General features: G+C 61.9%; 24 protein-coding genes. 10 read left to right on the forward strand and 14 right to left on the reverse strand.

Annotated elements, in window-relative coordinates; genetic code table 11:
* Nucleotides 1-45: 45 nt before the first annotated feature.
* Entirely contained in the window at nucleotides 46-786 is a 741-nt protein-coding gene (locus tag CO655_RS12470) for a ribonuclease (protein ID WP_097604855.1), read from the reverse strand.
* Nucleotides 787-1,012: 226 nt separating this feature from the next.
* Here CO655_RS12470 and CO655_RS12475 point away from each other — a divergent pair, with 226 nt between their 5' ends.
* From CO655_RS12475 to CO655_RS12490, 4 genes are read left to right on the forward strand one after another with little or no spacing between them, the layout of a single operon-like run.
* Complete coding sequence (locus CO655_RS12475) at nucleotides 1,013-1,963, forward strand: alpha/beta hydrolase (protein ID WP_097664852.1); 951 nt, start codon at nucleotides 1,013-1,015, stop codon at nucleotides 1,961-1,963.
* A gap of 13 nt (nucleotides 1,964-1,976) precedes the next feature.
* On the forward strand, nucleotides 1,977-2,933 hold the full coding sequence (locus CO655_RS12480) for a DMT family transporter (RefSeq protein WP_097664853.1): 957 nt from the start codon (nucleotides 1,977-1,979) through the stop codon (nucleotides 2,931-2,933).
* A gap of 16 nt (nucleotides 2,934-2,949) precedes the next feature.
* A complete protein-coding gene (locus CO655_RS12485) occupies nucleotides 2,950-4,152 on the forward strand; it encodes a CaiB/BaiF CoA-transferase family protein (protein WP_097664854.1) in 1,203 nt (400 codons plus the stop codon).
* Entirely contained in the window at nucleotides 4,149-5,807 is a 1,659-nt protein-coding gene (locus tag CO655_RS12490) for a thiamine pyrophosphate-binding protein (RefSeq protein ID WP_097664855.1), read from the forward strand. The genes CO655_RS12485 and CO655_RS12490 overlap by 4 nt, the downstream gene beginning before the upstream one ends.
* A gap of 66 nt (nucleotides 5,808-5,873) precedes the next feature.
* Here CO655_RS12490 and CO655_RS12495 read toward each other — a convergent pair whose 3' ends face one another.
* The 3 genes from CO655_RS12495 to CO655_RS12505 form a co-directional block, all read right to left on the reverse strand.
* Nucleotides 5,874-6,218: a RidA family protein gene (locus CO655_RS12495; protein WP_003580917.1), complete on the reverse strand. Its 345-nt coding sequence runs from the start codon at nucleotides 6,216-6,218 to the stop codon at nucleotides 5,874-5,876.
* Between the two features lie 73 nt (nucleotides 6,219-6,291).
* Nucleotides 6,292-6,630, reverse strand: a complete 339-nt coding sequence (locus tag CO655_RS12500; RefSeq protein WP_097664856.1) for a TIGR01244 family sulfur transferase — start codon at nucleotides 6,628-6,630, stop codon at nucleotides 6,292-6,294.
* Between the two features lie 71 nt (nucleotides 6,631-6,701).
* Entirely contained in the window at nucleotides 6,702-7,541 is an 840-nt protein-coding gene (locus CO655_RS12505; RefSeq protein ID WP_097664857.1) for a DUF4432 family protein, read from the reverse strand.
* Between the two features lie 256 nt (nucleotides 7,542-7,797).
* Here CO655_RS12505 and CO655_RS12510 point away from each other — a divergent pair, with 256 nt between their 5' ends.
* Nucleotides 7,798-9,198 (forward strand): L,D-transpeptidase, encoded by a 1,401-nt coding sequence (locus CO655_RS12510; RefSeq protein WP_010030589.1) that lies wholly within the window; start codon nucleotides 7,798-7,800, stop codon nucleotides 9,196-9,198.
* Between the two features lie 174 nt (nucleotides 9,199-9,372).
* Here the strand turns inward: CO655_RS12510 and CO655_RS12515 are convergent, their stop codons facing one another.
* The 6 genes from CO655_RS12515 to CO655_RS12540 form a co-directional block, all read right to left on the reverse strand.
* Complete coding sequence (locus CO655_RS12515; protein ID WP_088673204.1) at nucleotides 9,373-10,071, reverse strand: ParA family protein; 699 nt, start codon at nucleotides 10,069-10,071, stop codon at nucleotides 9,373-9,375.
* Nucleotides 10,072-10,301: 230 nt separating this feature from the next.
* Nucleotides 10,302-11,453, reverse strand: coding sequence for an iron-containing alcohol dehydrogenase (locus CO655_RS12520; RefSeq protein WP_097664858.1), 1,152 nt, complete (start codon nucleotides 11,451-11,453; stop codon nucleotides 10,302-10,304).
* On the reverse strand, nucleotides 11,450-12,835 hold the full coding sequence (locus CO655_RS12525) for an aldehyde dehydrogenase family protein (protein ID WP_097664859.1): 1,386 nt from the start codon (nucleotides 12,833-12,835) through the stop codon (nucleotides 11,450-11,452). Before CO655_RS12525 ends, CO655_RS12520 begins: the two co-directional genes overlap by 4 nt.
* Before the next feature lie 204 nt (nucleotides 12,836-13,039).
* Nucleotides 13,040-14,407 (reverse strand): glutamine synthetase family protein, encoded by a 1,368-nt coding sequence (locus CO655_RS12530; protein ID WP_097664861.1) that lies wholly within the window; start codon nucleotides 14,405-14,407, stop codon nucleotides 13,040-13,042.
* Nucleotides 14,408-14,552: 145 nt separating this feature from the next.
* Nucleotides 14,553-16,109: an amino acid permease gene (locus tag CO655_RS12535; RefSeq protein ID WP_097664862.1), complete on the reverse strand. Its 1,557-nt coding sequence runs from the start codon at nucleotides 16,107-16,109 to the stop codon at nucleotides 14,553-14,555.
* Nucleotides 16,110-16,229: 120 nt separating this feature from the next.
* Nucleotides 16,230-17,000 carry an N-formylglutamate amidohydrolase gene (locus CO655_RS12540; RefSeq protein ID WP_010032518.1) on the reverse strand — a complete coding sequence of 257 codons (771 nt, stop codon included), beginning with the start codon at nucleotides 16,998-17,000 and terminating at the stop codon, nucleotides 16,230-16,232.
* A gap of 169 nt (nucleotides 17,001-17,169) precedes the next feature.
* Here CO655_RS12540 and CO655_RS12545 point away from each other — a divergent pair, with 169 nt between their 5' ends.
* The 5 genes from CO655_RS12545 to CO655_RS12565 all read left to right on the forward strand — a co-directional run bounded on the left by CO655_RS12545 (nucleotide 17,170) and on the right by CO655_RS12565 (nucleotide 22,159).
* Nucleotides 17,170-18,042: a MurR/RpiR family transcriptional regulator gene (locus CO655_RS12545; protein WP_010032517.1), complete on the forward strand. Its 873-nt coding sequence runs from the start codon at nucleotides 17,170-17,172 to the stop codon at nucleotides 18,040-18,042.
* A gap of 189 nt (nucleotides 18,043-18,231) precedes the next feature.
* The gene (locus CO655_RS12550; RefSeq protein ID WP_097604826.1) at nucleotides 18,232-19,335 is read left to right on the forward strand and encodes an ABC transporter substrate-binding protein; all 1,104 of its coding nucleotides are present in this window, start codon (nucleotides 18,232-18,234) and stop codon (nucleotides 19,333-19,335) included.
* 71 nt (nucleotides 19,336-19,406) lie between these two features.
* Nucleotides 19,407-20,300 carry an ABC transporter permease subunit gene (locus tag CO655_RS12555; RefSeq protein WP_097664863.1) on the forward strand — a complete coding sequence of 298 codons (894 nt, stop codon included), beginning with the start codon at nucleotides 19,407-19,409 and terminating at the stop codon, nucleotides 20,298-20,300.
* The gene (locus tag CO655_RS12560; RefSeq protein WP_097604821.1) at nucleotides 20,297-21,085 is read left to right on the forward strand and encodes an ABC transporter permease; all 789 of its coding nucleotides are present in this window, start codon (nucleotides 20,297-20,299) and stop codon (nucleotides 21,083-21,085) included. Before CO655_RS12555 ends, CO655_RS12560 begins: the two co-directional genes overlap by 4 nt.
* 12 nt (nucleotides 21,086-21,097) lie before the next feature.
* The gene (locus CO655_RS12565) at nucleotides 21,098-22,159 is read left to right on the forward strand and encodes an ABC transporter ATP-binding protein (RefSeq protein WP_097664864.1); all 1,062 of its coding nucleotides are present in this window, start codon (nucleotides 21,098-21,100) and stop codon (nucleotides 22,157-22,159) included.
* Nucleotides 22,160-22,235: 76 nt separating this feature from the next.
* Here the strand turns inward: CO655_RS12565 and CO655_RS12570 are convergent, their stop codons facing one another.
* From CO655_RS12570 to CO655_RS12585, 4 genes are read right to left on the reverse strand one after another with little or no spacing between them, the layout of a single operon-like run.
* Nucleotides 22,236-23,237: an ABC transporter ATP-binding protein gene (locus CO655_RS12570; RefSeq protein ID WP_097664865.1), complete on the reverse strand. Its 1,002-nt coding sequence runs from the start codon at nucleotides 23,235-23,237 to the stop codon at nucleotides 22,236-22,238.
* Between the two features lie 10 nt (nucleotides 23,238-23,247).
* The gene (locus CO655_RS12575) at nucleotides 23,248-24,309 is read right to left on the reverse strand and encodes a Gfo/Idh/MocA family oxidoreductase (protein WP_097664866.1); all 1,062 of its coding nucleotides are present in this window, start codon (nucleotides 24,307-24,309) and stop codon (nucleotides 23,248-23,250) included.
* Nucleotides 24,306-25,145, reverse strand: a complete 840-nt coding sequence (locus CO655_RS12580; RefSeq protein ID WP_097664867.1) for a carbohydrate ABC transporter permease — start codon at nucleotides 25,143-25,145, stop codon at nucleotides 24,306-24,308. The genes CO655_RS12575 and CO655_RS12580 overlap by 4 nt, the downstream gene beginning before the upstream one ends.
* A gap of 9 nt (nucleotides 25,146-25,154) precedes the next feature.
* Entirely contained in the window at nucleotides 25,155-26,102 is a 948-nt protein-coding gene (locus tag CO655_RS12585; RefSeq protein ID WP_097604807.1) for a sugar ABC transporter permease, read from the reverse strand.
* Nucleotides 26,103-26,207: the final 105 nt, after the last annotated feature.

Here is a 26,207-nt window from a genome sequence, read left to right on the forward strand (position 1 = left end):
AGCGCCTGTGGGCAACGCCGAAACCCGGTTTAGGCAGGATTCCGGTCAGAAGCCCGCCGCATCGACGACACCTTCATCGCAGCCGAAAGAGGTTTTTCCCGCCCCCTGGATCAGATCGCCAAGGCCACCGCTTTTTGCCGCCGCCGTTCCCGCATCCTGAGACAGGCCGATCGTCAGCTCGCTGATCATCCTGACATTGCCGGCCCGCCGGCAGCTCATCTTGACGCGATCGCCCGCCCCCGGCCCGAAGCTCTTGTCGAAAGCCGCCTTGATCGCATCGGACTTGACCGTCTTGCCGATATTGGCAGCGAAGAGGTCGCGCACGGCCGATGCATTGAGCGCACTGACGAGATGGACGCTGACGCCGAAATAATCTTCCGCGCTCATTTTCGTGCAGGTGCCATGCTTTGTCCATTCGTGCCGTTCCAGGCCGGACTGCGTGCCGGGCATCGCCTTGGCCAGCGCCGCCTGCGTCTCGGCCGAAAGCGTGACCGCCGGCAATGTAGCCCATTTGCCGTCCTTGTCGGCAGCCTTCTGGTCGTCGCTGACGCCGCAATAATCTTGCCGCATCGGCCAGAGGCCGTGCAGCGAGAAATTCGTTGCGTCGTGGCGCTCGCCGGTCTGGCTTGCGCATTCGGCCTTCTTCTGGTTCGTCTGACAGAAGGCGGGCTGCCAGCTCGCCGCAAGAATGAAACGGGTGCGCCCCGTGGCCTCCTGCGCCATGGCGGCGCCGGCAACGGCCATCGATACGGCGAACGTCAAGGTACGCAACTGCATGCTGCTCATTTCAACCCCCATAGAAGAACAATGCAGGAACAGATAAGCACAAAGAGTAAACGGCAGCAACCCTGAATCGCAATATTCCTTTAATTTGTTATCGACTGCATTCAGCGCCTTAAAGTCACCCAACCGACACTTTGTCACTTTGAGTTGAAGCATAATCGCTCAAATCGATTTCGCTTTAGGAAATTATGCGCTAGCGATCTGTTCTGCGGCGGCAGGGAGGATCCGAATGTTTTCTGAAACGCAATGGCTCTCCGTGCCGGGAGCATCGCTGGCCTATCACCATGCCGAAGCCACCGGCCCCGCATGCGGCATTCTGTTGATATCGCACGGTCTGGCGGAGCACTCGAAGCGGTATCGCCGCTTTGCCGAGGCGATGGCGGCGCGCGGCTATCACATCTATGCCCATGATCACCGCGGCCATGGCGAGACGACGGCGCCCGACGCTCCGATCGGCCGCTTCGCGCGGCGGGACGGCGTCGAACGGGTGATCGGCGACATCATCGCCATGCGCGCGCATGCGGCCTCGCGCCATCCCGGCCTGAAGGTGATCCTCTTCGGCCATTCGATGGGTGGCCTCATCGCGCTCAATGCCGCCGTCGCCGCTCCGGCCGAGTTCGACGCGGTCGCCGTCTGGAACTCCAATTTCGCCGTCGGTCTTGCCGGTCGCGCCGCCCAGGCGATCCTCATCGGCGAAAGGATGCTGAAAGGTTCGGACGTGCCGAGCGGCCTCCTGCCGAAACTCACCTTCGCCGCCTGGGGCCGGTCCATTGCCAACCGCCGCACGGAATTCGACTGGCTTTCGCATATTCCCGACGAAGTCGACAAATATGTCGCCGACCCTCTTTGCGGCTTCGACGCCTCGGTTTCGCTCTGGCTCGATGTCTTCGAACTAACCTTCCGCGCACCGCAAAAGATCCATCTCGACCGGCTGCGGCGCGACCTGCCGATCCATCTGGTCGGCGGCGCAGAAGATCCGGCGACCGAGCGTGGAAAAGCCGTGCTCTGGCTGTCAAACCATTTGAAAAGCCAAGGCTTCTCCCGTATCAGCACTGAGATATATCAGGACACGCGGCACGAAACGCTGAATGAGATTGGCGCAGATGCAGCCATTACCGCCTTCGCGGACTGGTGTGACGGCGCGGTCGGCAAAAGCCGGAACGGCCAAAATCCCGGATAACGAGAATTCCACCATGAGCAGCACCTCCGCCCGGTCCGTTTCGTCCCCCTCCGACGTGACGATGGGGCTTGCGCTGATGTTTCTTTCGGTGATGTTTTCGCCGCTCATCGACATCTTCGCCAAACTTGCCGTCGTCACCATCCCCTCCGCCGAGATCACCGCCGGCCGCTTCGCGGTGCAGGCGCTCTGCATGCTGCCGATCGTCATCTGGCGGCGCAGCTTTGCCGATTTCTCCTGGCGCCAGAGCCAGTTCCATGCCATCCGCGGCGCGATCATCACCATCTCGATGATTTCCTTCGTCACTACGCTGAAATACATGGCGGTCGCCGATGCGATCGCGATCTTCTTCGTCGAGCCGATCATGGTGACGATCCTCGGCGGCATTTTCCTGAAGGAGACGATCGGCTGGCGGCGCTACACCGCCTGCGGCGTCGGCTTCTTCGGAGCGATGCTGATCATCCAGCCGAGTTTCAACGAAGTCGGCTACATCGCGCTCCTGCCCATCCTCAGCGCTCTCTGCATCGCCATTTTCGTGCTGATGACCCGCGTTCTGTCGCACAAGGAAGATCCCTGGGCGATGCAGTTCCAGATGGGCATCTGGGGCCTCATCTTCTGCACCCTTCTGCTTCTTGCCGGCGATGGCAGCGGCTCCGATATCTTCGATCCCGTCATGCCGGCAGGCAGCGCCTGGTTCTATGTCGCCGGCGTCGGCGCCATGGCCGCGATAGCGGGCATCTTCGGCGTCTACGCCTATCGCGCCGCACCGGCTTCGACGCTGGCGCCGCTGCAATATTTCGAGATCGTCTCGGCCACGATCTTCGCCTGGCTTGTTTTCGGCGACTTTCCGGATGCGATCAAATGGCTCGGCATCATGATCATCATCGCCTCCGGCATCTACATCCTTTGGCGCGAGCGCCGCTTTGCTTCCAAACCCGTATCCGATACATCTGAGGTGACGCTGGCGCCGTAGATTGCCCGGGAGGACCATGACCGAGAGCCTGACGAAAAAACCGCCGCTTGCCGGCATCCGGGTGATCGAGCTCGCCCGCGTGCTGGCCGGCCCCTGGGCGGGACAAATGCTCGCCGATCTCGGCGCCGATGTCATCAAGGTCGAAAATCCCGACGGCGGCGACGATACGCGCCAATGGGGCCCGCCCTTCGTCGAAGGTGCCGACGGCGAAAATCTCTCGGCCGCCTATTACCACGCCGCCAATCGGGGCAAACGCTCCATCGCCGCCGACCTGAAAAGTCCCGAGGGCCAGGATCTCGTCCGCCGCCTGGCGTCCACTGCCGACGTGGTGATCGAGAACTTCAAGCTCGGCGGCCTCGTCAAATACGGGCTCGATTACGACAGCCTGCGCAGACTGAACCCGAAGCTCGTCTACTGCTCGATCACCGGCTTCGGCCAGACCGGCCCCTATGCCAGCCTCGCCGGCTACGATTACATCGTTCAGGGCATGTCCGGCTTCATGTCGATCACCGGCGAGCCGGACGGCCAGCCGATGAAGGCGGGTGTGGCGATCGCCGATATCTTCACCGGCATCTATGCCGTCTCGGCAATCGAGGCGGCCCTGATCCATGCCCTGAAGACCGGCGAAGGCCAACTCGTCGACATGGCGCTGCTCGATGTGCAATCGGCCGTGCTCGCCAATCAGAACATGAACTACCTCGTCTCCGGCGCTGCACCGACCCGGCTCGGCAACGCCCATCCGAATATCTCGCCCTATGAGGTCGTGCCGGCGGCCGATGGCTACCTCATTCTTGCCGTCGGCAATGACGGCCAGTTCGCTCGCCTCTGCACCATCCTCGGCCTTGAGACGATCGCCGCCGACGACCGTTTCGCCACCAACAGGGCCCGGGTCGGCAATCGGGCCGAGCTGCGCCGGCTCGTTTCGACCGAGACGCTGAAATGGCAGAAAGCGGACCTGTTGAAGGCCTGCGAAGAGAACGGGGTGCCTGCCGGCGCGATCAATACGATCGAGGAGATGTTCGCCGATCCGCAGGTGCGCGCCCGCGGTCTGCGGATCGATCTTGCCGATGCCGCCGGCACGCTCATCCCCGGGGTCAGGACGCCGGTGGTGCTGTCCGAGACGCCGCTGCATTACGTCAGGCCGAGCCCGCGCCTCGACGAACACAGGCAAGAAATTCTGGCGGAGCTCGCCGAGCGCGAGAGGGAGGTATCGTCATGAAGAAGACCGGTGGGGAACTGATCGTCGAGGCGCTGAAGGCCAATGGCGTCAAACGCCTCTCCTGCGTACCCGGCGAGAGTTTCCTCGCCGTTCTCGATGCCCTGCGGGACAGCGATATCGATGTCCTCGTCTGCCGCCAGGAGGGCGGAGCGGCGATGATGGCGGATTGCTGGGGCAGGCTGACCGGTGAACCCGGCATCTGCATGGTCACCCGCGGCCCCGGCGCCACCAATGCCTCCGCCGGCCTGCATATATCAAGACAGGATTCGATCCCGATGATCCTCTTCATCGGTCAGGTGCAACGCGAAGCCCGCGAGCGCGAGGCCTTCCAGGAAGTCGAATTCCGCCGCGCCTTCACCGAATTCGCCAAATGGGTGGGTGAGATCGACGATGCCGCCCGCATTCCCGAGTTCGTCACCCGCGCCTTTGCGATCGCAACCTCCGGCCGCCCCGGCCCCGTCGTGTTGACGCTGCCGGAGGATATGCTGCGCGACGAAGTCGAGGCGCCCCGCCCCAAGCGTTACGTCAGCGTCGAGGCGCATCCCGGCCGCAGCCAGATCGACGATCTCTATGTCAGACTGCTGAAGGCCGAGCGGCCGATGGTGATCCTCGGCGGCACGCGCTGGGATGCCGATGCCGTCGCCGATTTTGCAGGCTTTGCCGAGCGTTTCCAGCTTCCCGTCGGCTGCTCCTTCCGCCGGCAGATGCTGTTCGATCATCTCCATCCCTGTTACGCCGGCGATGTCGGCATCGGCATCAATCCGGTCCTCGCCAAGGAAATCAAGGAAAGCGACCTGCTGATCCTTCTTGGCGGCCGCATGTCGGAAATGCCGTCCTCGTCCTATACGCTGATCGATATCCCCTACCCCCAGCAATCACTGGTGCACGTCTATCCCGATGCTTCCGAACTGGGACGCGTCTACCGCCCGGATCTCGCTATCTGCGCCGCTCCTGATGATTTCGTCGCCGCGCTCGCCGATCTCGAAGCGCCGGCCGAACCGCACTGGGCGGAGCGCACGCAGCGCATGCATCAGGCCTATCTTTCCTGGTCGAAGCCGCCGGCAACAGGTCCGGGCGCCGTTCACATGGGCCCGATCATGGAATGGCTGGAGGCCAATACCGCGGCGGATACGATCTTCACCAACGGCGCCGGCAACTATGCCACCTGGCTGCACCGCTTCCATCGTTTCCGCCGTTTCAACACCCAGGCCGCCCCGACCTCCGGCTCGATGGGTTATGGCCTGCCCGCCGCCGTCGCCGCCAAACGGCTCTTTCCCGAGCGCGAGGTCATCTGCTTTGCCGGCGACGGCTGTTTCCTGATGCACGGCCAGGAATTCGCCACCGCCATCCGCTACGGGCTGCCGATCATCGCGATCGTGGTCAACAACGGCATGTACGGCACCATCCGCATGCACCAGGAGCGCGAATATCCCGGCCGCGTCAGCAGCACCGATCTGACCAATCCCGATTTCGCCGCCCTTGCCCGCGCCTATGGCGGCCACGGCGAGACGGTGGAGCGGACGGAAGAATTCGCCGCAGCCTTCGAGCGGGCGCGCAACAGCGGCAAGCCGGCAATCATCGAAGTCAAACTCGATCCCGAGGCGATCACGCCGACCCGCACGCTCTCGGAAATCGCGCAAACAAAAAGCCGGTAAGCCCGTGACCGCCCCCATTTGGATTGGTCACGCACCTACCGGCTTTGATGCAATTCAGCAGTAACCTCAGTCGATCGCGGCGGTGACGATGAACTCGACCTTGTATTTCGGCGCAGCGAGCTTGGCTTCGCTGGTGGCACGGGCCGGCGGGTTGGCCGGATCGATCCAGGCTTCCCAGGCGGCGTTCATCTCGGCGAAATAAGCGATATCGGAGAGATAGACGATCGTCTGCAGGATCTTCGACTTGTTGCTGCCTGATGCAGCCAGCAGGCGGTCGACTTCGGCAAGCGAGGACTTGCACTGATCGGTGACGCTTTCGCCCTCGCCGACCTGGCCTGCGAGATAAACCGTGTTGCCGTGAATGACGGCGCCGCTCATGCGCGCGCCGACGTCGATACGCTTAATGCTCATCATAGTCTCCTGAGTGAATGGAAAAGTGACGGCGCTGCGGTGCAGCGCCGGAAAATCGGCAGCCGGACCGGGCCTAGCTGCGGATATGGTGGGTCTTCTGGTAGATCGCCGTCGAGCGGGCGCCGGAGCGGCAATAGCCGAGCATCGGCCGCGGGAATTCGTCGAGCGCATCGACCATGCCCTGCACCGCCTCCTCGGTCACGCCCATCGGCCCGACAGGCACATGGGTGATCTCGAGGCCGAGTTCCCGCGCGCGCGCCTCGATGACCGAGAACGAGGTCTGATCCGGGCTCTCATGGTCGGGGCGGTGGCAGACGATCGATTTGAACCCCAGCGCCTTGATCTCGTCGAGCTCCTCGAGCGTGATCTGGCCCGAAACCGAATATTCATCGTCGATCTGGCGAATATCCATCGTCCTGTCTCCTCATAAATCCTGGGCTGAAGGTCTACGACGGAGGCCGGCGAGCGTCAACAACACTTCACTCACAGGAAGGCAAAGGTCAGCACGTAGCTGCGGCTTTCGCCGGGCGCCAGCATATTGAATTCGCCGGCCGCCTCGAGCTCGTCACGCAACACCCAGCGATGCGAGACCGGTTCTATTCCGATAATGTGGGCCGGCGCCTTCTGGTTCCGCCAGACCTGCAGATAGGGCAGCGTATCGGCACGGAAGCGCACACTCAGTGTCCTGCCACCGATCGCGGCGATCGGCCCGAGGCGGACCTCCGCCAGGCCCGCCTCCGTCGCCGGCGCCGGCACGCAGAAGATACCGCCCGGCTCCTCGCCGAATGCCCAGGGGAAACCGCCATTCTCCAGCATCCGCCCTTCGAGCCGCGTGCCCGCGTCGAGCCATTTGCCGCCGGTGTTGATGTGATACATCAGGAAGGTCGGCACTGTCCGGTCGCTGGTATTGATGACCCGGTCCTCGAGCCGCACTTCGCCGGTCGCCCCGTCGATCCGCCAGAGCCGCTCGATGCGCTGCGGCAGTCCCTCGACGGTGACAATGTCGATATCGGCGCGGCATTCGGCATGACCGTTTTCGTATTTCGTCCACAGCACCTTGGCCGCATGGCCGGAGGCCGATCCGTGCAGCGGATAGACCTTGCCGTCGGCCCGGCCGGCAATCGGCTGGCGATGGCGGATATGATCCGGCCCGCAGGTGAAGAGGAAGCCTTCGAGCGAGTGATCGATTCGCGGATCGCCGTCATCGGGAATGGCCCGCTTCGGGGCGATGTCGACGCCTTCGACGATGCATCCGCCGATATCCAGCACCGATGTTTCATCGAGCATCAGACGCGGCCCGCTTGCGGCGGCAAATTCGATCATCTCGGGTCTCCTCAGGGATTTATCGGCCGCCGTAGGGTTAGGTTTCGCACTGCCATTCGTCAATCCGCGCCGTTTCCATCTTGTGTTTTTGCCGCAACCATGGATTTTGCGGAACTGACGCAGAGACGCAAACGTTTATGAGTAAAAGGAAATCTTAGTGATTTTCATATTTTGTTCAGCACGGTTTCATAAATTCCACACTAGCGTCAAAATTCGCGGGTGTGTGTCGGCCCAGTCACTGTTCGAGGTGTGAGACGTGAATCGCTTTTTGAAGTCGGCATTTTCGCTTGCGGCCGTGCTGGCAGCCTTTGCGGCTGCAGCACCGCAGGCAGGCGCGCAGCAGTTTCGTGACCGCCGGCAGAGCGACGTCGTCCTGGTCACGCCGACCGGCGAAATCCTCGACTATGTCCCGCGCGGCTATATCTACGCCCGCGACCGCAGCGGCAATCGCGTGCTGATCGACGACTACGGCAATGTCGTCGCCACCGAGATGCGCGCCCGCGGCTACTACCCGCCGCGGCCCGGCCCGAGCGACGTCTACGCCGACCAGAACGGCAACGATCCCTATTATGCCGACGACAATTCCTATGGCGATACGCGTTATTCCGAACGCGGCGCCGTCACCGGCGGCATTCCGCGCGACGCTGCGATCGAACGCCGACCGCTCGGCGAGGAGCCCTTTCCTGACGACAACAGCATCGGCAATCCGCAGTCGGGCGACGATTACGCCTCGATCGAGCCTGACCAGCAGATTCCGCCTGCCGACGCGCCCACGACCGCACCCGACGAACCCGTCATCACGCTGAAGAACAAGTCGAAGCCTGAAATCGTCGCGCTGCAGGTCTTCCTTGATCGCGCCGGCATCTCGCCGGGCGTCATCGACGGCCATATGGGCTCGAACGTCACCAAGTCGATCTATGCCTATGATCAAATGACCGGCTCGAAGCTCGACCCGAACAATACCGACGCCATCCTTGAAGAACTGCGCATGAACGGCGGTCTGCCGGTCGTCAGCTACACGATCACGCCGGCCGATGCCGCCGGCCCCTTCGTCGCGGCGATCCCGGAAGACTATTCGCATAAGGCGCTGCTGCCGTCGCTTGCCTTTACCTCGACCACCGAAATGTTGGCCGAGCGTTTCCACATGGACGAGGCCTTCCTCAAGGAGATGAACCCCGGCGCCGATTTCAGCGTCCCCGGCACGGTCATCAAGGTCGTCAATCCGGGCGAGCCGAAGAGCGGCGAGGTCGCCCGCATCATCGCCGACAAGGGCCGCAAGCAGGTCTTCGCCTATGACGGCGCCGGCAATCTCATTGCCGCCTATCCGGCATCGATCGGCTCCACCGACACGCCCTCCCCGTCGGGCACCGTGACGGTCGAGCGCGTCGCGTTCAATCCCGGCTATACCTATAATCCGAAGATCAATTTCCAGCAGGGTGCCAACGATAAGATCCTCAACATTCCGCCCGGCCCGAACGGCCCCGTCGGCACCGTCTGGATGGCGCTCTCCAAGCCGACCTACGGCATCCACGGCACGCCCGAGCCCTCCAAGATCGGCCGCACCCAGAGCCACGGCTGCATCCGCCTGACCAATTGGGACGCGACCGAACTCGCCAAGATGGTCAAGCCGGGCGTGACGGTGGAATTCGTCGATTGATCTCTATTGCTGCAATGTGAAAAGGCCGCCGGATCGCTCCGGCGGCCTTTTTCGTTTCATCGCAGGGGATAAAGCATGTCGCGCAAAAGTGTGCAGCGGTTTTGCGTCAACGACATGCGTAAACAAAGAACTAAAGCGCAAGGAGCGAATCTGAAAGATCGCGACGCGCTTTAGTCAGGCGGCCGTCGCCATGCGGGCCGAGGCCGGCAGCCGGACCGGCAGTTTGCGCATCATTTCCTCGGCAAAACAGGTTGCGTTCTCACGCGCCTTGTCGAGATTGCTGACGCGCGTGGGGTCGATCGTGTGCAGCGTGCCGCCACAGTCGAAGATGTCGCGGAAGGCCGAACGTTCGATGATCGCGGTGTCGAGCACCGGCACGTGGCGCTCGCTGAGCAGCGACTTGACGAGCTGCAGCGCCCGGGTCGTCACCATCGAATTGACGCGGGTCAGCACCACCGAATGGCCGATCTTGATGCCTGCCTTCTCGTCCAGATATTGGAGCAGTTCAAGCACCTGCGCGCCACCGCGCGCATCCATCGCACAGCCCTGGATCGGGATCAGCACGTGGTCGGAAAGGCCGACGGCGGTGGCGAGCAGCGGATTGCGCGCACCCGGCAGATCGACGATGAAATAATCGGTATTGTGCTTGTTCTCGCTGATATGCTGCGGCAGCGAGGCGGTGGTCACGAAATCGATCACCGAAACATTCGGCACATGACCCGAGATTTCGTGCCAACGCGAGATCCAGTGCTGCGGGTCGGCGTCGAGAATGGTGACGCGGAAACCCTTGCGGGCAAGCTCGGTCGCGAGCAGCAGAACAGCGGTCGTCTTGCCGGCGCCGCCCTTGGTGTTTGCGAATGTGATGACAGGCATGTTCGGTCCTCGGAAGGAAATGGTGCGAGCCGGAATTGCTCTTTTACGCACCATCGGAGCATCGTGCGGTTAATCCATCCTTTCTAATCATGGTTAACAAATTCCAAACACGCGCGGCGAAATTGCAGCCGGTATTTTTCACATCCCTAAAATTCAGGATCTCCCCAAAACTGAAAAAGCCCGGAAGGCCAAGGCTCTCCGGGCTAATCTGCGGGATAGCTACTCTGATCTCAGAAGCAGTCCCTAAACAGCGCCTTGGTATTTTCGAGCGTCATGGCAACCGGGTTGCCGCCCGCGCTCGGATCCTCGATCGCCATGGCCGACAATTCGTCGATGCGGTCGGGGGCGATTCCCATCGCCGTCAGCGTCTCCGGCACGCCGAGTTCGGCGCGAAGCTTCAGCACATAATCGTAGAAGCCGTCGAAACCGCCCGAAACACCGAGATAGGCGGCGGCGCGGCCGATCTTCTCCTCGATCGCCTTGCGATTGAAGCGCAGCACCGCCGGCATGACAACCGCATTGGTCATGCCGTGATGGGTGTTGTAGACGGCGCCGATCGGGTGTGACAGCGCATGGATGGCGCCGAGCCCCTTCTGGAAGGCGACCGCGCCCATGGCGGCAGCCGCCATCATGTTGGCGCGGGCTTCGAGATCGGTGCCTTCTCTATAGGCGCGCGGCAGGAATTCCTTGACGAGCCGCATGCCTTCGAGCGCGATGCCGGCCGACATCGGGTGATAGAAGGGCGAGGAATAGGCCTCCAGGCAATGGGCGAAGGCGTCCATGCCGGTGCCGGCCGTGATGATTTTCGGCATGCCGACCGTCAGTTCCGGATCGGAGATGACGACTCCAGGCAGGAACTTCGGATGGAAGATAATCTTCTTCACATGCGTTTCGGAATTGGTGATGACGCTGGCGCGGCCGACTTCCGAACCGGTGCCGGCCGTCGTCGGCACCGCGACGATCGGCGCAATGCCCTCGAGGCTCGCACGCGTCCACCAGTCGCCGATATCCTCGAAATCCCAGACCGGCCGGGTCTGGCCGACCATGAAGGCGACGCACTTGCCGAGGTCGAGACCCGAGCCGCCGCCGAAGGCGACGACGCCGTCATGGCCGCCATCCTTGAAGGCTTTGATGCCGGCTTCGAGGTTTTTCTCGTTCGGATTCGGGTCGACCTCGGCGAAGATCGCCCGGCCGAGGCCCGCATCTTCGAGGATATCGAGCGCGTTCTTGGTGATCGCCATCGAGGCAAGGCCGCGGTCGGTGATGAGCAGCGGCTTCTTCATGCCGAGGCTCTTGCAGGCGTCGGCCAGTTCGCTGATGCGGCCCCGGCCGAGCTTAACGGACGTGGGATAGCTCCAGTTTGCGGTGATGTTGCTGCTCATGCTGTGACCTTCTTGAGATGATAGGATTTCGGACGGGTCAGATTCTGGAAGCCGATGATCGACAGCGAGCCGCCGCGGCCGGTTTCCTTGACGCCGGTCCAGCAAAGCGCCGGATCGAGGTAGTCCGCGCGGTTCATGAAAACGGTGCCGGTTTCGATCTCGCGGCCGAGACGCCCTGCCCGCTCGGCATCTTTGGTCCAGAGCGAAGCCGTCAGCCCGTATTGGCTGTCGTTCATCAGGGCGAGTGCCTCCTCGTCGCTCTTCACCTTCATGATGCCGACCGCCGGGCCGAAAGTCTCCTCGCGCATGAAGGCCATGGAATGATCGACATCGACGAGGACCTGCGGTGCGAGATAGGCGCCGCCGTCATCCCTCGGGAAGAGCTTCGGATCGACCAGCGCCTTCGCGCCCTTGGAAACCGCATCGGCGATCTGCTCGCGCACCACCTTGGCGAAGCGCTTGTTCGCCATCGGCCCGAGCGACGTTTCGGGATCGAGCGGGTTGCCGAGCTTGTAGTTCGACACCCAGGCGACCGATTTTTCGACGAAGGCATCGTAGAGGGATTCGTGCACATAGATGCGTTCGATGCCGCAGCAGCACTGGCCGGAATTGTAGGTGGCGCCGTCCATCAGCGTATCGACGGCCGCCTCGAGATCGGCGTCCTCCATGACGTAACCCGGATCCTTGCCGCCGAGTTCGAGGCCAAGCCCGGTGAACGTGCCGGCAGCCGCCCGCTCCATCGACCGCCCGCCTTCAACCGATCCGGTGAAGTTGACGAAATTGAAACTGCCGGCGGCAATCAGCGCCGAGGTCGTCTCGTGATCGAGGAAGACGTTCTGGAACACATCCTCCGGAACGCCGGCCTCGGTAAAGGCCTGCACCAGCCGCTCGCCGACCAGCAGCGTCTGCGAGGCATGTTTCAGCACCACCGTATTGCCGGCCATCAGCGCCGGCGCGATCGTATTGATCGCCGTCATATAGGGATAATTCCACGGCGCGACGACGAAGACGACGCCATGCGCCTCGCGCTCGATGCGGCGCTCGAACCGCTCGCTTTCCTCGACGACAACGGGCGCCAACGCATCGGCCGCAATCGAGGCGACATAGTTGGAGCGCTCGTTGAAGCCCTTATATTCACCGCCATACTTGATCGGCCGGCCCATCTGCCAGGCAAGCTCCGGCACGACGGTGTCGGACATCTCGTTCAGCCGCGCGGCGCCCTTCAGCACCAGCTGCACACGCTCTTCGAGCGGCCGTTTCGCCCAGGCCTTCTGCGCCTTGCGGGCGCGCAAGACAGCTTCCTTGGCGGCATCGAGAGAAAGTGCTGCGCGCTCGGCATAGACCGACCCGTCAATCGGTGAAATGCATTGGATCATTGCCATGATCGATTTCCGTCCTCGTATTGATCAAAAATTCCGTCGAGGGCATAAGCCCCTCATCCGCCTGCCGGCACCTTCTCCCCGTAAACGGGGCGAAGGGGGATAGCCGCAACCTCTCCGTCCCATCTACGTCTCGTATGGCACGTCCCCTCTCCCCGTTTTACGGGGAGAGGGTTAGGGTGAGGGGCCGCAACCAGCAATCCCGTACTAGGCTCTTTCGAACCCGCGCGCCACTTCCCAATCGGTGATACGCCGGTCGTATTCTTCCTGCTCCCATTCGGCAGCGCGAGTGTAATGGTCGATCACCTCGTCGCCGAAGGCTTTGCGCAGCATTGCCGATTCCGTCATTGCGGTCGTCGCCGCGCGCAGCGTGCGCGGAATTTCGCGGATATCCTTGCCGCCATAGGCGTCGCCGACGAAGGGAGCTTCCAGCTCCATCTTGTTCTCGATCCCGTCGATGCCGGCGGCAAGCAGCGCGGCGAAGGCGAGGTAGGGATTGAGATCGGAGCCGCCGACGCGGCATTCGATGCGGATGCCCTTGGTTTCCTCGCCGCAGAGGCGGTAGCCGGCAGTGCGGTTGTCCTTGCTCCAGATCGCCTTGGTCGGCGCAAAGGTGCCGGCCATGAAGCGCTTGTAGGAGTTGATGTAGGGCGCCAGGAAATAGGTGATCTCGCTGGCATGGGCGAGAAGCCCGGCAACATAATTATGCATCAGCGGCGACATGCCGTATTTGCCGGTATGGTCGAAGAACAGCGGCTTTTCCTCCAGGCTCCAGAGCGACTGGTGGATATGCGAGGAACTGCCGGCGGCGTTGTAATTCCACTTGGCAAGGAAGGTGATGGCCTTGCCTTTCGACCAGGCGATCTCCTTGCAACCATTCTTGATGATCGCATGCCGGTCGGCCATGGCGAGCGCATCGGCATAGCGCACGTTGATCTCTTCCTGGCCGGCGGAAGCCTCGCCCTTGGAGTTTTCGACCGGAATGCCGGCGCCCTGCAGGCCGGTGCGGATCGCCCGCATCACCTCTTCCTCCTTGGTGGTCTGGAAGATGTGGTAGTCCTCGTTATAGGCGCTGGCGAGCTTGAGGTTGCGGTAGCCCGCCGTATGCGCCGCCTCGTAGCTCTGGTCGAACAGGAAGAATTCGAGCTCGGAGGCCATGTAGGCCTTCATGCCCATATCTTCGAGGCGCTTCACCTGCTTCTTCAGGATCGCCCGCGGCGAATGGGCGACCTCCTCATGGGTGTGATGATCGAGTACGTCGCAGAGCACCAGCGCCGTGCCGTCAAGCCAGGGAATGCGGCGCAAGGTCGAAAGATCCGGCTTCATCGTATAGTCGCCGTAGCCCTTTTCCCAGCTCGTCGCCTTGTAGCCGGAGACGGTCTCCATCTCCATGTCGGTGGCGATCAGATAGTTGCAGCTGTGCGTTTCCTTCCAGGCGCTCTCGACGAAATATTCCGCCTGGAACCGCTTGCCCATCAGCCGGCCCTGCATGTCCACCTGGCAGGCCAGAACCGTATCGATGCGCCCTTCGGCGACATCCTTCCTGAGATCGTCGATTGTGTAGCTGCTGCTCATGATTGATCCGCCTGAATTGGAATTGAGAAAATCGGGGCAACGAAATCGCATGCGCTCGGCCGGATGGCGGGCCTGATGCCTTTTCGTTGAACCGGTGGCGGGGCCGCAGGAGCGGCCCCGCCATTCGAGAGGGAAGTGTCGACGCCTAGTTTTCGCCGCTTTCGCCGACAGCCGCTTCGGCAGCCGCGATCTCGGCTTGGCGCTTTGCCACTTCAGCACCGATCGGCGGACCCTTGAAACGACGGCTTTCGAAGCCGAACCAGACGATCGCCGTGACCACGAGGAAACCGACGGTGATGTAGAGTGCCCACCCGTTCGGCGGCTGGATGCCGAGAACGAAGATCAGGATCATCGCGATGACGCTGAGCACTGCGAAGAGCTTGAACATGCCTTCGCCGAGATTCCACGGCCCCATCTTGTCCCACTTCGCTGTCCCCCAGGCGAACAGACCGAGCGTGATCGGGATCGCGAAGGAGAAGAACAGGAAGATGACTGTGCACGAGACGACGATAGTATAGACCGGCGTATCACCGATCGACACCAGCGACGAACCCCAGACGAATAGGACCGACAAGATCGAACCGGTCCAGATCGCAGCGACCGGCGTGCGGTACTGGGGGCTGACTTTCGACAGCGCCTTCGACGCCGGCAGGCCGCCGTCACGCGAGAAGGCGAAGATCATGCGGGAGACCGAAGTGACGGTCGCAAGGCCGCACAGCCACTGGCTGATGAAGATCGCGAGATAGAGGATGTCCTTGACGACAGGATTGACCTGGCTGTCCATCGCCCAGAAGAACACGTTCCAGCCCTGTTTTGCCGCGTCGTCCATGTTCGGCAGCATGAGGACGAAGGCGCACAGCATGATATAGCCGAACAGCGCCGACCACAGCACCGACGAAACCATGCCGCGCGGAACCGATTCTGCGGCTTTGACCGTCTCTTCCGAGGTATGGGCCGAGGCGTCATAACCGGTGATGGTGTAGATCGGCAGCAGCAGTCCGAGGAGGAAGACCCAGGCGCCCGAGGTGGAGGGCCAGACGTTGCCGCCGACTTCACCGGAATAGTTGGCGAAGGTAAAAAGGCGGCCGATCTCGTAGGAGGGCGCCGCGATGAGGCAGACGGCCGCCAGAGCGATCGACGTCGCGAAGATGAGATAACCGGAGAAGTCGGTCAGCTTCGCGGTCAGTCCGATGCCCATATGGTTCACGAGCGCCTGCGCGCCGGTGATGATCACGAGGAAGAGGATACGCACCGTCGTCGAGTCAGTCAGCCCGAGATAGCTGGTGCCGAACGCGCCCATGAAGAAATAATAGGTGCCGACATTGATGGCGCCGAGCACGGTGACGAGACCGAGCAGGTTGAACCAGGCGGTCAGCCAGCCGGTGAAGCGGTTGCCGAGGATCGATCCCCAGTGGTAGAGGCCGCCGGCCGTCGGATAGGCCGAGCTGATCTGCGCCATGGCGATGGCGAAGACGAGCGAGATGAAGCATCCCACAGGCCAGCCGATGCCGATCGCCGCACCGCCGGCACCGGAGGTCGCCTGCGCCAGCGAGTTGATGCCGCCGGAGAGAATGCAGATGATGGAAAATGAGACGGCGAAATTCGAGAATGAGCTCATTCGTCGTTCGAGTTCCTGGGCATAGCCCATGGAATGCAGGATGTGCACATCCTGCTTCTTGTCCAGATCGGTATAGTCCGACATGACTTCCCCCTGTTCACGACCGGCCGCGGGATTGCGGGCCGGTTCAGTGCCAATTGCCCGCGGCATTTGCGCCGTGCGGACGTCCGCAGTTAAACTGCTCCCTCAGGTCTTCTTTTTTTATCAGGCGTCCAGACTTTGCTGGAGCAGCCCCTTTAGATAGTCGGCCATGACCCCTTGGCCGACATCGTCTGAAATGAGGTCGTTGCGGACCTCGATCATTACATTGCGCAAGCCGTTCGAAAGCCCGTGCAGGATCAGCGTGTGGGTCACGCCGTCCTCGGGTCCGTAAGGCTGATTGCGTTCCGTCCTGTAGAGCGGTGCCTCGGCGGCGGCGTCCAGCATGCGGTCGGCAAGCCGGCTGTCCTCATCGTGCAATATGCCGAGCTCGACCGCGCGTTCGCGGCCGTGATAAATCGGTGTGAAGCTGTGGATCGTCACGATGACGCTGTCCTGCCCCCTCGCCCGGCGATCGCGGATCAGCCCGCGAACGGCGTCGTGAAAAGGCACGTAGAGCGCGTCGGTACGCGCAAGCCGTTCCTCGGCGGTCAGATCCTTGTTGCCGGGAATGGCATAGATCTCGCTTTTCTCAGGCATGGCGCCGGGCGAGCTCGGCGGCCGGTTGCAATCGTAGATGAGCCGGGAGAAACGCTGGTAGACGAGCGTCGCATCGAGCCCCTGCGATATGCCGCGGGCGACCGAAAGCGCCCCCGGATCCCAGGCAATATGGCTCGCGAGCGCTTCGCCTGGCAGGCCAAGATCGCCGAATTGGACGGGAAGCGTGTTCGAAGCATGCTCACAGACGAGAAGCACCGGGCTCCGGCCGCCGGCGCGTTCGATCCCGACGCAATCGCCGTCGGCTTCACTGAGGATTTTCGGCCGGGCCAGCACCAAAGGCGCCACTCCTTAACAAATTCCTTATTAGAAAAGAATTCTTCAGGTTCTGACGAGTGTCAAGCATTCTCTGAAAATTTCTTTTCATGACAGCAGTTGACATGGATTGTGACAGCGTTGTTAACTTCGATTGGGAAAATGGCGCCAGACCATCCCGGGGAGCAATCAGGTGACAGTTGCGTCGAAGACGGTTTCGGACGTCATACACTCGCATTTCGGGCTGTTGACGCGTGCTGAAAAGCAACTGGCCGAAAGCCTTCTCGACAATTATCCGGTTTCCGGCCTCGGCAGCATCACCACAATCGCCGAGAATGCGGGGGTCTCGACGCCGACCGTGGTGCGCATGGTGCAGAAGCTCGGCTTCAAGGGCTATCCGGACTTTCAGGCGCATTTGCATCTGGAGGTCGAGGCGACCATCTCCAACCCGATCGCCAAGCACGATCGCTGGGCGCAGAACGCGCCGGGCACCCATATTCTCAACCGTTTTGCCGATGCGATCATGGGCAATCTGCGCCAGACGCTGACCGATCTCGACACCGCGACCTTCGACAGCGTTGCTTCGCTGCTTTCCAATCGCAAGCGCGGCCTCTATTTCGTCGGCGGCCGCATCACCGGCGCGCTTGCCGAATATTTCTTCACCCATATGCAGGTGATCCGGCCGGCGACGACGCTGCTGTCAGCGAATTCCAGCAGCTGGCCGCAATATGTCCTCAACATGAATGCCGGCGACATTCTGATCATCTTCGACATCCGCCGCTACGAGCAGGAGATGGTGAGCCTCGCCACCGCCGCCCGAAAGCGCGGCGCCGAAATCGTCGTCTTCACCGATCAATGGGGTTCACCCGCCGCCAAACTCGCCCGCCACGCCTTCCGCGTCCGGATCGAAGCGCCGTCGGCCTGGGATTCCTCCGTCGTCACTCTTTTCATCGTCGAGGCGCTGATCGAGGCCGTTCAGAACTCCACCTGGGATGAGACGAAGGAACGCATGAAGACACTGGAGGGCTTGTTCGAGCAGAGCAAACTCTTCCGCAAACCGGGTTAGGAGGACAAGACCAAAGGGAGGAAAAACAATGGCGGATTTTTGCGGAAACAGACCGCGCTGTCGCAAATGAAACATCTGTCACAAGCGCCTGCTATTCATGCAAAACTACCGTCATGCAGCCGTCACACAAGCTTCATGTAAGCTCATTAACAGCATCGCCAGACACTGAAAACCCGAAGGAGAACAACAGTGATCTCTAACATTTCTCGACTTCTGTCGCTTTCTACTGCGATGATCGTGGCTTCGACCGCGATTGCCGCTGCAGAACCGAGCGCAGAACTTATCGCTGCCGCCAAGAAGGAAGGCACGCTGACCACGATCGCTCTCCCGCACGACTGGTGCGGCTACGGCGACGTCATTGCCGGCTTCAAGGCCAAGTATGGCCTCGAAGTCAACGAGCTGAACCCGGATGCCGGCTCGGGCGACGAAATCGAAGCGATCAAGGCCAACAAGGGCAACACCGGCCCACAGGCCCCCGACGTCATCGACGTCGGCCTCTCCTTCGGCCCGTCCGCCAAGAAGGACGGCCTGATCCAGCCTTACAAGGTCTCCACCTGGGATTCGATCCCGGACAGCGCCAAGGATGCCGAAGGCTACTGGTACGGCGACTATTACGGCGTTCTCTCGTTCCTCGTGAACAAGGACCTCGTCAAGGAATCGCCGGCCGACTGGGCCGATCTGAAGAAGAGCGACTATGCAAACAGCGTCGCGCTGGCAGGTGACCCGCGCACCGCCAACCAGGCTGTCCAGGGCGTTTACGCCGCTGGTCTTTCCGCATCCGGCGGCGACGCCGCCAAGGCAGGCGAAGAAGGCCTGAAATTCTTCGCCGAACTGAACAAGAACGGCAATTTCGTGCCCGTCGTCGGCAAGGCTGCTCCCTTCGCGCAGGGCTCCACGCCGATCATCGTCGCCTGGGACTACAACGCAATGTCCTGGGGTGAAAGCCTGAAGGGCAACCCGCCGTTCGAAGTCGTCGTTCCGAAGACGGGCGTCGTCGCCGGGGTTTACGTCCAGGCGATTTCCGCCTTCGCTCCGCACCCGAACGCTGCCAAGCTCTGGATGGAATATCTCTATTCCGACGAAGGTCAGCTCGGCTGGCTGAAGGGCTATTGCCACCCGATCCGCTTCAACGATCTTGCCAAGAACAACAAGATCCCGAAGGAACTGCTCGACAAGCTGCCGCCGGCAGCAGCCTATGAAAAGGCTGTCTTCCCGACGCTCGAAGAGCAGGCCGCCGGCAAGGAAGCCATCACCAAGAACTGGGATAGCGTCGTCGGCGCCAACGTTAAGTAAACTCCGATCCGGCCTCCCCGCCCTTAAAGGCGGGGAGGTTTTCTCACTCCGATGCCCAGGATGAGCTTTTCATGAGTACCGTTTCCACGCCGATGGTGAGCAGCGCCCCCTTGATCAACAAAGACCGCGTGATCGACTGGCTGGGCATTGCGCCCTTCATCATTTTTTCTCTGCTGTTCCTGATCATCCCCACGCTCTATCTCGTGGCGGGCGCATTCCTGACGCCCGAAGGCGATTTCACGCTGAGGAATATCGGTGATCTCTTTACTCCATCGATCATGAGCGCCTACTGGATCAGTATCAAGGTCTCGGTGGCGTCCGCTCTCGGCGGCGCGCTGATCGGCTTCTTCCTCGCCTGGGCCGTCGTGCTCGGCGGCCTGCCCGCCTCGGTGCGCTCGACGCTGCTGACCTTTTCCGGCGTCGCCTCGAATTTCGCCGGCGTGCCGCTTGCCTTCGCCTTCCTGGCAACGCTCGGCCGCACCGGCCTCGTGACGGTCTTCCTCAGGGAATGGTTCGGCTTCAATCTCTACGGCACCGGCTTCAACCTGCTGTCCTTCTTCGGTCTCACCATCACCTATATGTATTTCCAGATCCCGCTGATGGTGCTGATCCTGACGCCGGCACTCGACGGCATGAAGAAGGAATGGCGCGAGGCCTCTGAGATCCTCGGCGCCACCAACCGGCAATACTGGACGATGGTTGCCCTGCCGATCCTCTGGCCGAGCCTGCTCGGCACCACGCTCCTGCTCTTCGCCAACGCCTTCGGCGCCATCGCCACCGCCTTCGCGCTGACCGGCAGCTCGCTGAACATCGTGCCGATCCTGCTCTACGCGCAGATCCGCGGCGACGTTCTGCACAACGCCAATCTTGGTTACGCCATCGCGCTCGGCATGATCGTCATCACAGGCGTCTCCAATGTCCTTTACCTCATGCTGCGCATGCGCGCCGAGCGGTGGCAGAAATGAAAACACAACGCCTTGGAGCCTGGATCGCCATCATTCTCGGCGCATCCTATTTCATCATTCCGCTGCTCGGCACGATCGAGTTTTCGCTGCGCATGCGCCGCGGCGAATACAGCCTCGACGCCTATCAGTCGGTCTTCTCGGACGCCCAGTTCCGCGAGACCTTCGGCTACTCCATGCTGATGGCGCTGCTGACCATAGTTTTCGGCATGCTGCTCGTCGTGCCGACGGCCTACTGGGTGCGGCTGCGCCTGCCGCAGATGCGCCCGGTCGTCGAATTCATCACGCTGCTGCCGCTGGTCATTCCGGCGATCGTCATCGTCTTCGGCTACCTCAGAATGTACAACTCGTCGTCCTACCTGCCCTTGACGGGTTCGACGACCGGCACCAACGCCCTGCTGGTCTTCTCCTATATCACTCTGTCGCTGCCCTACATGTACCGCGCCGTCGATACCGCCATGCGCGCCATCGACGTCCGCACGCTGACGGAGGCGGCCGAAAGCCTCGGTGCCCGCTGGACGACCATCATGTTCCGCTGCATCTTCCCTAATGTCATGAGCGGCGTGCTCTCCGGCGCCTTCATCACGCTCGCGATCGTCATGGGCGAGTTCACCTTCGCCGCCCTGCTCAACCGCCCGGCCTTCGGCCCCTACCTGCAGCTCGTCGGCGCCAACAAGGCCTATGAGCCTTCGGCGCTCGCCGTCATCGCCTTCTCGATCACCTGGCTCAGCATGGGCCTGCTCAATCTCGTTTCCCGTTTCGGCAAAGCCCGCCCGGCAAAGGCTTAAGGTAACTGGCTCATGTCTTTTCTCACACTGAACAACATCCAGAAATCCTTCGGCCCGGTTCAGGTCGTCAAGAATTTCAACATGAACATCGAGAAGGGCGAATTCATCTCCTTCCTCGGGCCGTCGGGCTGCGGCAAGACGACGGTTCTGCGCATGATCGCCGGCTTCGAAACGCCGACCGGCGGCACGCTGACCATCAATGGCAAGGACCAGAGCGCGCTGAAACCGAACCAGCGCAATATCGGCATGGTCTTTCAGGCCTATGCCCTGTTCCCTAATATGTCCGTGCACGACAACGTCGCCTTCGGCCTTAAGGTCGCCGGCGCGCCGAAGCCGGAAATTGACGCCCGCGTCAAGGAGATGCTCGGCCTGATCAAGCTCGATCACCTGTCCGACCGCTATCCCTACCAGCTGTCGGGCGGCCAGCAGCAGCGCGTCGCACTTGCCCGCGCGCTCGCCGTCAAGCCGCAGGTGCTGTTGCTCGACGAGCCGCTGTCGGCGCTCGACGCCAAGATCCGCGTGTCGCTGCGCGAGGAAATCCGCCAGATCCAGCAGCAGCTCGGCATCACCACCGTTTTCGTCACCCACGATCAGGAAGAAGCCTTGTCGATCTCCGATCGCATCGTGGTGATGAATGCCGGCAAGGCCGACCAGATCGGCTCGCCCTTCGAGATCTACAACAAGCCGGCGACGCGCTTCGTCGCCTCCTTCGTCGGCACGCTGAACCTGATCGAGGCCAAGGTCGTCGATCCCGACGCCAACCGCATCCAGATCGGCAATCAGAAGATCACGCTGAAGCAGTCGGTCGCAGCCCACAAGGCCGGCGAAACCATCTCGCTGGCGCTGCGCCCGGAAGCGGGCTCGCTCTCCGACACCGCCAGAAGCGATACCGCGCTGACCGGCCAGGTCGTCTCGGCCCACTTCCTGGGCTCGGTCATCCGCACCCGCATGAATGTCGGCGGCAATGTCATCTCCTTCGACATGTTCAACAGCCCCGGCGTCACCCCGCCGCAGGCCGGCGAAACCGTGACGCTGCGCTTTATGGCAGCTGATCTGCTGGTCATCCGCGACTGATTTCGCGCATACCGTTCATGCAAAAAGGCGCCGCGAAAACGGCGCCTTTTTTCATCGCTCGGAATGATGGGATCGTTCAGCGGATCGCCCGGTCATCCGCGTCGAAGCGATGCACACGCGCCTGGTCCGGCGTCGCATAGACGATCTCGTCGGGCTCGTACTGGTGCTCGCCGAAGAGGCGTGCCGTCAGCAGGCCGTACTGATCGGATTCCAGATAGATGATCGTGTCGGCGCCGAGATGCTCGACATGCACGACCTTCGCCGCCCAGCTCCCCTGCTCGCGCGACAGCGTCATATGCTCGGGACGCACGCCGATCGTCTTGGCGCTGTGGTCGCCGACCTTCTCCCCCGCGATGAAATTCATCTGCGGCGAACCGATGAAGCCGGCGACGAATACATTGGCCGGGCGATTGTAAAGCTCCATCGGCGAGCCGATCTGCTCGATCGTGCCGGCATTCAGCACGACGATCTTGTCGGCCAGCGTCATCGCCTCGACCTGGTCATGGGTGACATAGATCATCGTCGCCTTCAGGCCGCGGTGCAGCCGGGCGATTTCGAGACGCGTCTGGACGCGCAACGCCGCATCGAGATTCGACAGCGGCTCGTCGAACAGGAAGAGTTCCGGTTCGCGCACGATGGCGCGGCCGATCGCGACGCGCTGGCGCTGGCCGCCTGATAGTTCGGCCGGACGCCGCGCCAGATAGGGCGCCAGCGACAGCATGCCGGAGGCCTTGCCGACGCGGCTGTCGATCTCGCCCTTGGGCGTGCCCGCCTGCTTGAGGCCAAGCCCCATATTGTCCTTGACCGTCAGATGCGGATAGAGCGCATAGGACTGGAACACCATGGCGATGCCGCGCTTGGCCGGCGGCGTCAGCGTCTCGTCGCGGCCGTTGATGACGACGGCGCCCGAGGTGACGTCCTCGAGGCCTGCAATGCTGCGCAACAGCGTCGACTTTCCGCAGCCCGACGGCCCGACGAAGATGACGAATTCGCCGTCTTTGACTTCGAGGTCGATGCCCTTCAGCACCTCATGCGTGCCATAGGTCTTGCGGATGGATTTGAGTTGAAGCGATCCCACTGATTTTTCCTTACAATCTGACCGGCTGGCCGGTACGCACGCTCTCGTCGGCGGCAAGGCAGATGCGCAGCGACGCCACCGTATCCGCCATATGGCGGTCGAGGTTGAGATCCTCGCGGATCGCCCTCAGCATGAAGGCCTGTTCCAGGTCGCAGAGCGCCTGATGACCGGGCTCGCCCGTCATCCTCATATCCTGGTCGGGCCGGATGAACTTGCCGTCCGGGCCGGTCTCGGCCGTGTGCAGACGGATCACCGAAGTCTTGGTGTGCGTGTCGATATCGTCGGACTTGGCGTTCGGATCCATGACGATCGACACCGCGCCCTTCGGCGACATCACGTCCTTCACGAAGAAGGCGGTCTCCGAAATCATCGGCCCCCAGCCGGCCTCGTACCAGCCGACCGAACCGTCTTCGAAGAGCACCTGCAGGTGGCCATAATTATACATGCCGGCGACGATCTCATCGGAGAGCCGCAGTCCCATGCCGCGCACCTCGACCGCCCTGGCATCGGTGATCTGGCACATGACGTCGATATAATGCACGCCGCAATCGACGATCGGCGAGGTCGTCTGCATTAGCGACTTGTGCGTCGCCCAGGTCGGACCGCTGGACTGCTGGTTGAGGTTCATGCGGAAAACGTAAGGCGGGCCAAGCTTGCGCGCTTCCTCGATCAGCTTCGTCCAGGACGGGTGATGCCGAAGGATATAGCCGATCACCAGCTTGCGCCCCGCCTTCTTCGCCGCTGCCACGACACGCTCGGCGTCGGCGACGGTGGTCGCCAGCGGCTTTTCGACGAAGACATGGCAGCCGGCCTCGAAAGCGGCGACGGCATAATCGGCATGGCTGTCGGAATAGGTGTTGATCGAGCAGAGGTCCGGCTCCAGCTCGGCCAGCGCCGTCATGAAATCGGGATGAACCGTATAGGCCTGCAGCTCGGGCTCCAGCTTCGGCGTCGAGCGGTTGACGAGACCGACGATCTCGAAGCCGGGATTGTTGTGATAGGCGAGCGCATGGCTGCGGCCCATATTGCCGAGACCGGCAACGAGAACGCGGATCGGTTTTTCCTGGCTCACTTGACGGCTCCCGAGGTGATGCCGCGGATCAGCTGCCGCGAGAAGATGACGTAGAGGACGAGGATCGGCAGGATCGCCAACGACAGTGCCGCCAGCACCGCATTCCAGTTGGTGACGAACTGGCCGATGAAGATCTGCGAGCCGAGCGTGACCGTCTTCGTGGCCTCGGAGGGCGCCAGGATCAGCGGGAACCAGAGATCGTTCCAGATCGGGATCATCGTGAAGACAGCGACGGTTGCCATGGCCGGGCGCACCAGCGGCAGCACCAGACGGAAGAAAATCGCGTATTCGGAAAGCCCGTCGATGCGCCCGGCATTCTTGAGATCATCGGAAACCGTGCGCATGAACTCCGACAGGATGAAGATCGCGAGCGGTATGCCCTGCGCGGTATAGACGAGGATCAGCGCCGTCAGCGTATTGACGAGGCCGGCCGCCACCATGCCCTGCAGGATCGCCACCGTGCCGAGACGGATCGGGATCATGATGCCGATCGCCATATAGAGCCCGAGCAGCGCATTGCCGCGGAAACGGTATTCCGACAGCGCGAAGGCCGCCATGGCGCCGAACAGCAGCACCAGCAGGATCGAGACGATGGTCACGACGAAGCTGTTCTGGAAATAGGTGGCGAAATCGCCCTGCCCCAGCACCGTCTGATAACCGACCAGGCTGAAGGTCGACGGCGTCGGGATCATCAAAGGCGCGCGGAAGATCGAGGCGCGATCCTTGAACGAGTTGACGATGGTCAGGAAGACAGGAAACAGCGCGACCAGCGTGTAGGCGGAGAGCGCCAGATGCACGAGGCCGGTGCGGATGGGAGATGTGCGTGCCTTGGACATGCGCGCTCCTCAGAACTGGTAGCGACGCATGCGCCGCTGGATGACGAAGAGATAAAGCGAGACGCCGGCGAGGATGATGAGGAACATCACGGTAGCGATCGTCGCGCCCATCGAGCGGTCGCCGAGCTGCAGCTGGAAACCGAAGAAGGTGCGGTAGAGCAGCGTGCCGAGAATGTCGGTCGACATGTCAGGCCCGGCCAGCGCCCCCTGCACGGTGTAGATCAGGTCGAAGGCATTGAAATTGCCGACGAAGGTCAGGATCGAGATGATGCCGATCGCCGGCAGGATGAGCGGCAGCTTGATCTTCCAGAATTGCGCCCAGCCGGTGATGCCGTCGCATTCGGCCGCCTCGATCACCTCTTCGGGGATGCTGAGCAGCGCGGCATAGATCAGCATCATCGGAATGCCGATATATTGCCAGTTGGAGATCAGCGACACGGCGATCAGCGCCGAGCCGGGCTTGCCGAGCCAGGGCGCGAACAGGAATTTCAGCCCGATGAGATCGAGCATCCAGGGCGCCACCCCCCAGATCGGCGACAGGATCAGCTTCCAGATGAAGCCGACGATGACGAAGGAAAGCAGCGTCGGCAGGAATATCGCCGTGCGGTAGAAGGCCACCCCGCGCAGTTTCGGCACCGAAAGCAGGGCAGCAAGCGCAATGCCGATCGGGTTCTGCACGCACATATGGATGGCGAAGAAGATGAGGTTGTTGACGAGCGCATTCCAGAAATCACGCGCCCAGCGCGGATCGCCGAACAGCACCTTGAAATTCGCGAGCCCGACGAAGGCCGGCTGACCGTCGACCGTATTGTAGAGCGAAAGCCTGAGCGTCTCGATGAGCGGCAGCACCATGACGGCGGAATAGACGATCACCGCGGGCAGCATGAAGACGAAGATGTGCCAGCGCACCGGGCGCTTGATCGGGACGATATCGATCGCCTTGTCGGTTTCGCTCATGGCTTTTGCCTGTTCTTGTCGAATGGCCGCGAGGCGCAGCTGAGATGGAAAATATGCTCCCGCCCTAACCCTCTATCCGCCTGGAAGAGGGTACACGCCCTGATG

Source organism: Rhizobium sp. M1 (genome assembly GCF_002531805.1).
Taxonomy (GTDB): Bacteria; Pseudomonadota; Alphaproteobacteria; order Rhizobiales; family Rhizobiaceae; genus Rhizobium; species Rhizobium etli_C.